We start from the raw sequence: 12,795 nt of genomic DNA, 5'->3' as shown, positions 1-12,795 counted from the left end.
ATGCTTAGGCTATTTTTAGAAAATTAAAATCCCAAATGAGACTTTCAACTCACCATTCAGTCTGAGGGAACTATTTTAATACGTTCAAAACATGTAATATTCGTTACAATTTTAGATCACCAGCGTTTGGCTGCATGATGCGCATAGGATTCTATTTTCATGTCAAATCAGAACGATAAGCTTAAGAGTTTAAAAACTTCTTCCATGGATCGACGCTTATCAATCGCGAAAGCTTCTTTACTGGCAGGAACACGTTGGGCTACTGCAAGTGCCTCTTCCCTCTTTTCTAGTGAAGAAGAAAAAGAGAAGAAACGTAAAAAGGCAATGAGCGAACAAGCTAATTATCTTGTTTCTGAAATTGGCAAACTTAAAGGTTCTATTGTCAAGATTGGCCAAATGATGGCACTTTATGGTGAACATTTTTTACCAGAAGAAATCACTCAAGCTTTAAATACCCTAAATAACCAAACTGTTGCTTTAGACTGGCCAGCAATTAAGCCTCATTTGCAAGAACAATTAGGTTCTAAATTAAATGATCTAACAATTGATCATGAGCCTATCGGTACAGCCTCTCTGGCACAAGTTCATCGCGCAACACGTAAATCAGACGGTTTAGAATTAGTTTTAAAAATTCAATACCCTGGTGTTGCGAGTGCAATTGACTCCGATATGAGCCTATTTAAAAACATGCTTAAGCTTACACGCATGGTTCCTCAAACACGTGAGTTTGATCAGTGGTTTGATGAAGTACGTGAAATGATGCATCGTGAAGTCAATTATCACGTAGAGGCAGCCACAACACGTCGCTTTGCTGAGCGTTTAAAAGATGATGAACGCTACATTGTCCCTACGATTGTAGACGAATACTGTACCGATCAGGTCTTATGTATGACGTTTGAACGTGGCGTACCTATTAATAGTCCAGTCATGCTCTCACTTCCTCAAGAACGTCGCAATCAGCTCGGTGAAGCTTCACTAGAAATTGCAGTTCGTGAAATTTTTGAATGGGGCGAAATGCAAACTGACCCTAACTTTGGTAACTACCTTGTTCGTTTAGGTAATGGCCAAGATATTCAGGATAAAATCGTACTATTAGACTTCGGTGCGATCCGTCAGTTCGATGAACATTTACTCTCAGTCGCACGTAATCTTATACAAGCGGGATATCAGCATGATAAAGATGCAATGGTCCAAGCTATGACAGGTTATGAGTTTTTCGATGCAATGCCTGAAAGTATTAAACCCGGCATGGCCGATGTCTTTTTACTTGCGACAGAAGCATTCAGTACCCCTGCAAATAATCCAGATATGCCAGTGGGCCTAATGGATGAACATGAACGTTATGACTGGAAAAAGAGCCAGTTACATAGTCGTGTTATGCAGCAAGCAAGCAAATCAATGGCGTCTCGATATTTCTCGGTTCCTCCAAAAGAATTTATGTTTATTAGCCGTAAGTTTATTGGTGCATATACATTTATGACTGTTATTGATGCCAAAACAAATGTACGTCGTATGATTCGTAACTTTACTTAATTTATCAAGACTAGAATGGCTCTATGTCATTCTAGTCAATTCAAACAAAATGATTCTTTTTAAAAATTAATTTTTCCTTATAAAATCAAATATATAAAATCAAGTCTATTTTACTCTTACCATTTATCTGCTCATTTTTTGAATGTCAGCAACGACATAGTTTTTTCTTATACAGCGTGTCAGCATAAAACAATAACAATGTGTTAGGACACCACTATCATGAAAAATATGATCAATAAAGCCCAAGGGTTGGGTTTATCGCTGATCACGAAATTAGCTGGAAGCGATGTACTTGATCAACTCAAACTACGTAAATTTTTTGAAAAGTCTCTTTATCAAGGTTCAAAAGCTGGATTTAGAGCATTAAGTCAGACTCAGAAAGCATTTAAACCTAAGCAAATCCCCCAACAGCGTCTACCTCAACAGAAGAAAAACCTATTTGACTTAAGCCTCACTGAAGAACAACAAATGACTTCTGATGCAATGTCTCAATTTGCTCAAGAGGTTTTATTAGGATTAGCTCATGATGCTGATCAGGCAGGTCAATTTCCAGAAAGCCTTTGGCAATATGTAGAAGATTTAGGACTAAATTATTATGCTCTTCCAGAAACACTAGGTGGTGTCGCCGCTGAACAAAATATTGTAAGTAACTTATTGATTGCTGAAAAACTAGCTGAAGGTGATTTTAGTCTTACAGCAGGACTTTTAAGTACGTTTAGCGTTATTAATGCGATTACACGTTGGGGTTCTACTGAAGTTCAGTCAATGTATTTACCTTGCTTTGCAGAAGACTCAGACATTACCGCCACCTTCGCTGTACAAGAAGCTACTCCGGCATTTAACCCATATATCTTAAAAACAAAAGCTTCTCTTGAAAATAATCAATATTTTATAGAAGGTGAAAAAACCTTAGTCATTTTAGGTGATTTAGCTGATGTGTTCTTGGTGAGTGCAGATTTTAATGGCAAGCCGGATGTGTTTGTAGTTCAAGCGGGCGATACCATTTCCATTAAAAGTACCCCTGCTATGGGTCTCAAAGCAACAGAGACAGCTACTTTAAAATTCAGCCATACACCTGCTCTACGATTAGGCACAACAGATTTTGATTACACCGCCTTTCTAGATTTAGGCAATCTTATGTGGTGTGCAATGGCTGTAGGAACATGTGAAGCGGTAAAAGCCTATTGTATTAAATATGCCAATGAGCGAACTGCTTTCGGAGAACCAATTTCACATCGTCAAAGTGTCGCATTCATGATTGCAGATATGGCAATTGAAATTGATGCTATGCGCATGCTGATTCTAAATGCCGCAAGCCTTGCCGAAGCAGGTAAGCCATTCCACCGTGAAGCATATTTAGCTCGTATTCTTTGCGCAGAAAAATCAATGAAAATAGGAACAGATGGCGTACAAATTTTAGGTGGTCATGGTTTCACAAAAGAACACCCTGTTGAACGTTGGTATCGTGATTTACGTGCAACCGCAATTTTACATTCTGGCTTACATGCTTAAGATCAATCAGAGGATATTTTCATGAATTTACAAAATCCAAAAAAATTCAAAATGATGATTGATCAAGCACATGATGTTGCGATCAATGTATTACGCCCTATTTCCCGTAAATACGATAAAGCAGAACATGCTTATCCGAAAGAACTCGATATGCTCGCTTCACTCATTGATGGCATGAATGAAGGTGGTGAAGGAATTAATGCAGGTGCTGCCGGTGCAGGAAAACGTGGTGAATCTGATAATGAAGGTGTCCGTAACGGAACTAACATGTCAACAGCGTTAGGCATCATTGAAATGTGCTATGGCGATACTGGGCTATTACTCAGTATGCCACGTCAAGGTTTAGGAAACTCTGCAATTGCTGCGGTCGCAAATGATGAGCAACTAGAACGTTTTAAAGGAACATGGGCAGCTATGGCGATTACTGAACCAGGCTGTGGTTCTGATTCTGCTGCGATCCGTACTACGGCAACTAAAGATGGCAATGACTATATTTTAAATGGTGAAAAGATTTTCGTAACTTCTGGTGAGCGTGCAGACTCTGTGGTTGTATGGGCTACACTTGACCGAAAACTTGGACGTGCAGCAATCAAATCATTTGTGGTGCCTAAGGGCACACCCGGAATGAAGGTTGAACGACTTGAACATAAGTTAGGCATCAAAGCTTCTGATACAGCCGTTATTAGTTTTACTGACTGTCGTGTTCCGGCTGAAAACTTGCTCGGTAACCCTGAAATTGATGTTGCAAAAGGTTTTGCCGGTGTAATGGAAACCTTTGATAATACACGACCATTAGTTGCCGCAATGGCAATCGGCTGTGCCAAAGCTTCTTTAGAACGTATTAAAGAAATTTTTAAAGACCAGTTAGAGCCCAATTACTCGACTCCATATTTGCAAACTTCCAACCTTGCCGCACAAATTTATCGCATGGAAGCCGAATGGGAAGCTGCACGGTTACTTATGTTGAAAGCCACATGGATGGCAGACAACAAAAAACCAAACTCCAAAGAAGCTTCCATCGCTAAAGCAAAAGCAGGTCGTGTAGGCAATGAAATCACTTTGAAGTGTGTCGAATTAGCAGCAAGTGTTGGCTATAACGAAGATGAACTACTTGAAAAGTGGGCACGTGATTCAAAAATTCTTGATATTTTTGAAGGTACTCAACAAATCCAGCAACTTATTATTGCTCGACGTGAGCTTGGTAAATCTTCAAGTGAGCTAAAATAAAAATATTGCAAGGAGGTTTAACCTCCTTGCTCCTTAGCATTATAACTTATGGGTAAAATAAAACCCTCTAATCACATGAGTAGAGGGTTCGGTATTTCAGGAATATATTTTTTATTTATTCAGCTTGTGCAGTTTCTAATGCCCTATCGACTACACCAAATTTTTTGAAGATTTTTGCACGACGTTTTGGTGAAATATTCGCTTTATTTAAATCGCCTTTATAGTGATCAAATACACGCTTATCCATCATTTTAAACCATAATGAAGGAATTAATGCTGGTAGCAACATACTTGCATAACCACTTGGTAGCTCGGGTGCTTCATCAAAATGACGCAACGCTTGGAATGGACGAGTTGGATAAGCATGATGATCTGAGTGACGCTGTAACTGATATAAGAACAAGTTGGTCACTACATTGTTATTATTCCAGCTATGCTCTGGCATTGTACGTTCATATTGACCATTTTCTTTTTTCTGGCGCAATAAGCCATAATGTTCAATATAATTAATAATTTCGAATAGACTAATCCCGTAAAATGCTTGTGTTGCTAAATAAGGAATCGTACCTTTACCAAAAATTCCTACCATAGAAGCATGGAAAGCAGCACTCATACCCCAGCCTTGCAGCAATTCGTTATCGAGTGACCAAAACTCTTTACCTTTACGTTTTAAACGATTTTTTTCAATTTCAATTGCTGATTTAAAAGAACCAATAACTGTACGTGGCCAAAATTCATAGAATGTTTCACCCATACGTGAAGATGCCGGATCTTCAGGCGTAGCTGCACGCTTATGATGGCCATATGGATGCTCAATACGGAAATGGTTATAACCAGTAGGTACTAAAGCAAGATGAGATAAAATATGGTCGATACGATCATGTTTATGGCTTAGTTCATGGGCTGTATTAATTGCAATACCATTAATGGCACCCATCGAAATACCAAGCAAAATTTTGTCAATAAATGAAGTATCTTTACGGCTTGTTAAATAACATGCATAAATATTTGCCGCATATTGCAATGGAATAAAGCTTTTCACTAAACGCGAATAATATGGATCTTTCTCAAGAAGTTTAATTTCTTCATCAGTTGGATTACGCGCATCTTTACCAATAATTGTATCAATTGCAGGAATCACAACATGTAATAAAAGTGGACCACCTAAAGCGAATACTTTCTTTAATGGGCGTGGACCAAAATGGTATCCAGCTAAAATACCTAAACCAATTACAGGTAGAGCCGGACTAATCATCCATAAATAGCGCTTACGATCTATCTCACGCATAGACGCTGGCACTGGCATAAGTTCTTGCTGAACATTCACTGGTGCATTCATAGCCATATTTCCTTTTTCTATATATCTATATAGTTAAAGAAATACTATTTGCTTAACAGTTGTAACCGTCCAAAAAACCTATTTCAAAGTCTTTGGCATTTTCTTCCACTTTTTTGTCCTAAAAACACATGTTGATCTATTCTTATAGCTCACTATAATTTTATTAAAATAATGATTGATCATATAAACATGGATGCACTAAGTAAATTTTTTGATGATATCCACCTAAATAAGTCTGAATATATTTATATAAAAGCACAAGGTGAATGGGCTTTTAAAACACAAGATCAATCTGCTTTACTGGCTTACATCGTTTTAACGGGTTCTGTATATATTCAAATAAATACTGTCGAAAAAATAATTGCAAAAGCTGGAGATATTATTTTAATTCCTTCTGGAAAAGCTCATCAAGCTACAGATTCAAAAGCGACTGGAAGCAAACTGGTAGATTCTGTCGATATTACTCCCTTATTTAATGGGCATCGTCATGATCCAATTGAATTAGGTTCATCAGCACCTGAAAATACATTATTGCTCTGTCTACGCTGTCAAGTTGATACGTATATGGCGGGACCACTGATTAATGCATTACCTTCTATTATGCTTATTCAACACGAAAACCAGACAACTCCTCCTGAATGGTTGCAAATAGGGCTTTATTTTTTAGCGGTCGAAACACAAAAAATTCAACCTGGTCATGACAAAATTATTGATCACTTAGTCAGTATTCTTTTAATCGAATGTATTCGTGATCATATTCAACAAATGTCAGACCAACAAAACTGGTTAGGAGCATTAACACATCCTGAGTTAAGTAATGCTCTATCTGCAATCCATAGCCAACCTGAGGCTAGCTGGACTGTTGAATCATTAGCTGAACAATGCTGCATGTCGCGTTCTAAGTTTGCCAATCTCTTTAATAATATTATTGGTGAACCACCTCTTACTTATTTGCAGCATTATCGCTTTCGCTTAGCGAGCCAATATCTACGGACAAGTAATTTATCAGTTCAACAAATTTCAAATAAAGTCGGCTATTCATCAGAAACTGCATTTAGTCAGGCATTTAAGAGAGTATTTGATTTATCGCCTAAACAATATAGACAAAATTATATAGGTAGTAGAGATCAGTAATAAAAAAAGCGCCGAAGCGCTTTTTTTATTACATAAGTTTTATTTGATTTTAGCGTGTGACTTTAAGTATTCGCTGTAATCTTCGAGTATTTGCTGACCACGAGATTGGCGATAAAGCTGTTGTAATTGCTTTAACTGATCCGCTGGCATAGCATTTACCGCAGCTGAATTTACATTAGAAACGGCAACAACAACCAATTCATTAGGTAGGTTCGCTGTTGTAACAGACCACATACCAGGTTTCGGTGCAGGAACACTAAATGCTGCACGCTCAATTGCACGTTTTAAACCTTGTGAACGAGTAAACACACCTGCAGATTCAAAAGGTACTTTATTTTTCGCAACAACTTGTTCAGCCGGCTGAGTTTTGAATTCAGTCAACATGGTAGCAATTTTCGCTTGAGCTGCTTTGCGTGCTTTCTCATCAATTACTTTAGCTTTTGCTTCGTTCATTGCTTGAGCAAGTGGTTTAACGCCAGCAGCATGATAATCACGCACCTTAACCCAAACAGTATCACCATTCGCTAATTGAATATTTGATGAAGCGTTACGATCGCCATTTTTCACATCATCATTAAACAATTTAATTTTTACGTTTGGATCGCTTAGTTGTGGATTTTGAGTAGCTAAAGTTACACCATTTAATGATTCAATTTTTGTACCTTTAACTTGCTGTACAACTGCATCTAAAGAATCATTACCTACAATTGTTTCATTCAAACTATTTACTGTATCTGAATAAACAGTAGCAACCTTATTCTTTTCAACTTCGGCAGTTAAACGCGCCTTCTCAGCTTCAAACGAAGGAATTTGATTCGCTGGAGTCTCTGCTTCAATAATATGGTAACCATATTGTGTTTTTACTGGCTGCGAAACTTGACCATTTTTCAGACTTGAAACAGTTTTATCAAATGCATCAGAGAAAACACCAGGTGCATACGCCTCTACTAAACCACCTTTCGTTTTTGAAGTTGGATCTTCTGAGAACTGAGCTGCTGCTTGAGCAAATGAAAGACCGCCTTGAATTTTTGCATATACCTCATTAGCAAGCTTTTGAGCTGCCGCATCATCACGAGCATCTGTGGTAATAAGAATATGCTTCACAACACGTTTAGCATTTTTTTGCTGAGTTTCTACAAATTTAGCATAGGCTTGTTTGAGTTCAGCATCTGTTGCTGGTGCAGGTTTCGCCATTAAGGACGGAGATAAAACAACATAATCTACATCAACAGAAGCAGGCTGTTTAAACTCGTTTTGATGTTTATTGTAGTAGTCAGTCGCTTCTTGATTAGATGCTGTTAAACCCGTTTTATAGGTATCTAACTTAATACTAGCTAAATGTAATGTACGCTGTTCAGTTTGCAAATTCGCAATTTGCATTACATCAACTTTACTCACTAAAGCATAATCAGAAAAAGTTGAAGTCAACATTTTCAAAGCGTGATCTTGACGCAAGCTCGCAATTAAGGCTTGACTTGTCATACCAATTGAACGCAAATAATTTTCATATAATTTTTGTGAAAACTGACCATTTTCTTGCAAGCTTGGCTGCTGAGCTAACATTTGCTCGATTTGAGCATCGCTCAAAGAAATACCCAATTTTTCAGCTTGCTGAATGAGTAAATTACGAGATACCAATATATCGAGAGCTTTTGCTTGAATAACCGGTAAATTAAGTAAACTTTCATCACCTTTTACAGCAGCTAAATATTGTTCTTTATACCTTTGCGTTAAAGTTTCAAGGTCTTTTTTTGATATGTCCTGTCCATTTACAGTTTTTGCGACATCTGCCTTGTTTCCCCTATTAAAATATCCATTAATACCTACAAGCGCTAAAGGGGTCAAAAACAAAATTAAAAGGACTTTGCCGAGCCAACCCTTAATGACTGTACGAAACGATTCCATAAGTATTCCAATATTTTATTTCGAGGAGAATTTTAACTGAAAAACCACAATGAATGAATGAGCAATATTGGTCAATTCAGATTTTTAATAAAAAACGCGCCTATATCGGCGCGTTTAATCATCTTAAAAGATTAAGCAACTGAATCTTTAAGACCTTTACCAGCTTTAAAGCTAGGTACTTTTGTTGCTTTAATTTGAAGCTCTTCACCAGTTTTAGGGTTACGACCAGTACGTGCAGCACGCTCTTTAACACTGAAAGTACCAAAACCAACTAAAGTTACTGTGTCACCTTTTTTAAGTGCTTCAGTAATTGACGCAATTGTCGCATCGAGTGCCTTGCCTGCATCAGTCTTAGATACTCCCCCTTTTTCAGCAATTGCATCGATTAATTCTGATTTATTCATGAATAAAACATCCTCTTAATATCGTTTGTTTAAGGTCCAAGGCTATAGTTTAAAAGGCCATGACGCCTTTATAGCAATGCTTTGGGGGAAAACGCAATACTAGAGCAGAGCTTTTAGCAAAAATAAATGCTAAAAAACTGTTATATATTTGCTAAATCCCTACATTTTTTTACTTTTCATTCAATTTTGCCTTCAATTTTTGATTTTCTTCAATAAGAGCATCAACCTTTATATGCAATTGAACTAACAGTTGTTCAATGTGCTGTAAGTCCTTCGGAGTAACTAAACCAATTCGATTTAAAGAATGATTTACACTGGTATCTAAAATTTTTTCGACCTTGTCTTTTGTATCAGACACTGACTCTTTCGCCTTTTCGGTTACTTTGCCAACAGTTGTATCGGCTAAATCACCAGTTTTAGACTCAAGTTCTTCCCCTACTTTGACTAGTGAGTCAAATAGTTTATTGCCTTCTTCTTCTGCACGAGAGAAAGCACCTAAACCAGCTAACCATATTTGCTTGGTATACTTTCTAAAATCCAATGCAGACTTTCTAGAACTTTTTGATTTTAATTTGTTTTTATCTCCTTGCTCTTCTGATTGTGTTTCTATATTTGCATTATCCATTGACCTAAGCTCCTGATCGGATGAGACAGATGAAGTCTTATTTAACCACAAAATATTCTTATAATAACAAAGTCAAGACTTGATACATTTATGAAACTGTTCTACAAAACAATCATGTCATGTAAATATATTTAACAGGACAATGTGTTAAGTTTGAGATAGGATGTCTCATTCTCTTAATTAATCTCTAATATTTAAGGATAAACTTTTATGAGTGAAACGCAACAAAGACAAAAACACCCACGTCTGTTGCTGAACATTGTTCTAATTATTTTAGAAACTTTTTTCTCATTTATTCTCACCCACGATGGTGTTCTTCGCTTGCAGGCGAAAAAGTTTATCGCAAATAAAATCACAATCCGTATTAATAGCTACTTGCCATTTTTCAACTTCTATGTGCAATTTACGGAAAAAGGTTTGTTATTTGATATTCATTCTTATGATCGTCGTATTGACTTAGAAATTAATAGTACTCTCATCGACCTTATCAAAATTTTTGCTTTTTCAAATCAACGTAGTTTAAACAATATGCGGATTGATGGAGATGCAGAAACTAAAAAAGAACTCATCGATTTAATTTCACATCTCACTTTACCTAAGCTCCTAGCTGACTGGAAGCAATGGTTCAATACTCCAGATGATGAAGCCGAAGCACTTGCTTCACGTAAAAAAATTGCCCCCTTACTTGAAAAAATTGATCAACAGCGTTCAGAGATAAATTCTTTGAATGTCGAAATTAAGCAGTATCAAAATCGAATTTCACGTTTACAGCAGCGCCAACGCAACATTAACTTGTGCTTTGGTATAATTAGCCTAATATTTATTGCTTATTTCATATATAATTTGTGGGTAGCTTAACTTATTTTTTCTATCTTGATCCTGCACTTGAATTAAAAATAAAAAAACTTGACTATTTTAGTCGGGATTCATAAAATCCTATTATCTAGTCTTAACATGTGTATCGAATCATGCGCCTTACAACTCGCGGTCGCTACGCAGTGACTGCTCTACTTGATTTAGCTTTGCAGCCAACTGAACAAACGATCACGCTCGCCGAAATTGCCGCACGTCAATCTATTTCAGTTGCTTATTTAGAGCAGTTGTTCGCAAAACTTAAGCGTCATGGGTTAGTTTCTAGTGTTCGCGGTGCAAATGGTGGTTACCATTTGGCTCGAAACGCTGATGAAATTACTGTGTTAGAAATTATTGAAGCCGTAAATGAAACTGTTGATGCAACACGTTGTGACCATAAAGGTAACTGCCAAAATGGTGCAATGTGTCTTACTCACGATTTATGGCAAGAACTCTCTCATCATATTGCCGACTATTTAGCTAAAATCACTCTTGCCGACCTCATTAGCCGAGACAACGTTCAAACTGTTGCATTACGCCAAAATGTGACTGGCACAGATTCAGCTCTTTTATCGGGTACAGGTATTTGATATGAAACGTCCAATTTATCTTGATTACGCAGCAACCACTCCAGTAGATCCGCAAGTTGCAGAACGTATGATGGAGTGTTTAACTTTCGACGGTACCTTTGGTAATGCTGCATCTCGTTCGCACGCTTATGGCTGGCAGGCAGAAGAAAAAGTTGAATATGCACGTGAGCAAGTCGCAAATTTAATTAAAGCCGACCCACGTGAAATTGTTTGGACTTCTGGTGCAACTGAGTCAGATAACCTTGCTCTTAAAGGTGTTGCTCAATTCTATGCATCTAAAGGCAAACATATCATTACAAGTAAAATTGAACACAAAGCTGTTCTAGATCCTTGTCGTGAATTAGAAGAGCAAGGTTTTGAAATTACTTACTTAGAGCCAGAGCCACAAACAGGTTTAATTACTCCTGAGATGGTTAAAGCTGCCCTTCGCCCAGATACTATTCTTGTTTCTCTTATGATGGTAAACAACGAAATTGGTACGGTTACAGATGTAGCGGCGATTGGTGAATTAACACGTGCCAACAAAACATTTTTCCATGTAGATGCAGCACAAGCAGCTGGTAAAGTTGATATCGACTTATCTACTATGAAAATTGATCTTATGAGTTTCTCTGCTCATAAAATTTATGGTCCAAAAGGTATCGGCGCATTATATGTACGTCGTAGCCCACGTGTTCGCTTAAAAGCACAAATTCATGGTGGTGGTCATGAGCGCGGTATGCGTTCTGGTACTTTGGCAACTCACCAAATCGTTGGTATGGGTGAAGCTTTTGAAATTGCAGGCAAAACAATGCATGCTGAACAAGAGCGTATTCGTAAACTTCGTGACAAACTTTGGAACGGTTTACAAGACCTTGAACAAGTGTTCTTAAACGGTCACCCGACTCAAAACGTTGCTAATTATTTAAATGTCAGCTTCAACTTTGTTGAAGGTGAGTCTTTAATGATGTCGCTTAAAGATGCTGCTGTATCAAGTGGTTCTGCTTGTACGTCTGCAACTTTAGAGCCTTCATATGTTCTTCGCGCATTAGGTTTATCTGATGAGCTAGCACACAGCTCAATTCGCTTTAGTTTTGGTAAATACACGACTGAAGAAGATATTGACCACGTGCTTACAATTACCAAAGCCGCTGTTGAGAAATTACGTGAACTTTCTCCGCTTTGGGATATGTACAAAGAAGGTATCGATCTTTCTACAGTTGAATGGGCAGAACACTAATTATTGAAATTAGTGTTTTAACCCTCATATTAATATTAGGCTGACCCCGAGGTTTGGAGAAGCAAAATGGCTTATAGCGAAAAGGTAATTGATCATTACGAAAATCCACGTAATGTTGGTGTTTTAGATAAAAACTCTGAAAATGTTGGTACAGGCATGGTGGGTGCACCTGCATGTGGCGACGTGATGCGTTTACAGATTCAAGTAAATGACAGTGGCGTAATCGAAGAAGCACGCTTTAAAACTTACGGTTGTGGTTCTGCAATTGCATCAAGTTCACTTGTAACTGAATGGTTAAAAGGTAAAACACTTGATGAAGCTCAAGCAATCAAAAATATTGATATTGCGACTGAGTTAGCTCTTCCACCAGTAAAAGTTCACTGCTCTGTTTTAGCTGAAGACGCGATTAAAGCTGCGATTGAAGATTATCGTAGTAAAAAGTCAAAAGCTTAATT

General features: G+C 37.5%; 12 protein-coding genes. 8 read left to right on the top strand and 4 right to left on the bottom strand.

Annotation, left to right across the window (positions count from 1 at the left end; all coding sequences use genetic code 11):
- Window positions 1-159 precede the first annotated feature (159 nt).
- From ABLC00_RS08650 to ABLC00_RS08640, 3 genes are all read left to right on the top strand, one after another.
- A complete protein-coding gene (locus ABLC00_RS08650; protein ID WP_033846323.1) occupies window positions 160-1,533 on the top strand; it encodes an AarF/ABC1/UbiB kinase family protein in 1,374 nt (457 codons plus the stop codon).
- A 228-nt stretch (window positions 1,534-1,761) separates the two neighbouring features.
- Window positions 1,762-3,045 (top strand): acyl-CoA dehydrogenase family protein, encoded by a 1,284-nt coding sequence (locus tag ABLC00_RS08645; protein ID WP_170318158.1) that lies wholly within the window; start codon window positions 1,762-1,764, stop codon window positions 3,043-3,045.
- Window positions 3,046-3,066: 21 nt separating this feature from the next.
- Entirely contained in the window at window positions 3,067-4,272 is a 1,206-nt protein-coding gene (locus ABLC00_RS08640) for an acyl-CoA dehydrogenase family protein (protein ID WP_033846325.1), read from the top strand.
- Window positions 4,273-4,387: 115 nt separating this feature from the next.
- On the opposite strand, the gene ABLC00_RS08635 is transcribed toward ABLC00_RS08640, so the two are convergent.
- On the bottom strand, window positions 4,388-5,611 hold the full coding sequence (locus ABLC00_RS08635; protein ID WP_033854181.1) for an alkane 1-monooxygenase: 1,224 nt from the start codon (window positions 5,609-5,611) through the stop codon (window positions 4,388-4,390).
- A gap of 171 nt (window positions 5,612-5,782) precedes the next feature.
- Between ABLC00_RS08635 and ABLC00_RS08630 the strand changes: the two genes are divergently transcribed.
- Window positions 5,783-6,745, top strand: coding sequence for an AraC family transcriptional regulator (locus ABLC00_RS08630; RefSeq protein ID WP_080775593.1), 963 nt, complete (start codon window positions 5,783-5,785; stop codon window positions 6,743-6,745).
- A gap of 39 nt (window positions 6,746-6,784) precedes the next feature.
- Here the strand turns inward: ABLC00_RS08630 and ABLC00_RS08625 are convergent, their stop codons facing one another.
- From ABLC00_RS08625 to ABLC00_RS08615, 3 genes are all read right to left on the bottom strand, one after another.
- A complete protein-coding gene (locus tag ABLC00_RS08625; RefSeq protein ID WP_004887420.1) occupies window positions 6,785-8,650 on the bottom strand; it encodes a SurA N-terminal domain-containing protein in 1,866 nt (621 codons plus the stop codon).
- Between the two features lie 131 nt (window positions 8,651-8,781).
- A complete protein-coding gene (locus ABLC00_RS08620) occupies window positions 8,782-9,054 on the bottom strand; it encodes an HU family DNA-binding protein (protein WP_001043034.1) in 273 nt (90 codons plus the stop codon).
- Window positions 9,055-9,223: 169 nt separating this feature from the next.
- On the bottom strand, window positions 9,224-9,679 hold the full coding sequence (locus ABLC00_RS08615) for a phasin family protein (protein ID WP_002049921.1): 456 nt from the start codon (window positions 9,677-9,679) through the stop codon (window positions 9,224-9,226).
- Between the two features lie 210 nt (window positions 9,680-9,889).
- Between ABLC00_RS08615 and ABLC00_RS08610 the strand changes: the two genes are divergently transcribed.
- The 4 genes from ABLC00_RS08610 to iscU all read left to right on the top strand — a co-directional run bounded on the left by ABLC00_RS08610 (window position 9,890) and on the right by iscU (window position 12,793).
- On the top strand, window positions 9,890-10,537 hold the full coding sequence (locus tag ABLC00_RS08610; protein ID WP_002050024.1) for a hypothetical protein: 648 nt from the start codon (window positions 9,890-9,892) through the stop codon (window positions 10,535-10,537).
- Between the two features lie 110 nt (window positions 10,538-10,647).
- Window positions 10,648-11,121, top strand: a complete 474-nt coding sequence (locus ABLC00_RS08605) for an Rrf2 family transcriptional regulator (protein WP_002050146.1) — start codon at window positions 10,648-10,650, stop codon at window positions 11,119-11,121.
- A 1-nt stretch (window position 11,122) separates the two neighbouring features.
- Window positions 11,123-12,340, top strand: coding sequence for an IscS subfamily cysteine desulfurase (locus ABLC00_RS08600; protein WP_002050229.1), 1,218 nt, complete (start codon window positions 11,123-11,125; stop codon window positions 12,338-12,340).
- Window positions 12,341-12,406: 66 nt separating this feature from the next.
- Complete coding sequence (gene iscU, locus ABLC00_RS08595; RefSeq protein WP_002049835.1) at window positions 12,407-12,793, top strand: Fe-S cluster assembly scaffold IscU; 387 nt, start codon at window positions 12,407-12,409, stop codon at window positions 12,791-12,793.
- Window positions 12,794-12,795 lie beyond the last annotated feature (2 nt).

Origin of the sequence: Acinetobacter nosocomialis (genome assembly GCF_041021905.1) — a bacterium.
Taxonomy (GTDB): domain Bacteria; phylum Pseudomonadota; class Gammaproteobacteria; order Pseudomonadales; family Moraxellaceae; genus Acinetobacter; species Acinetobacter nosocomialis.
This window is presented reverse-complemented; position numbering and strand designations above follow the sequence as displayed.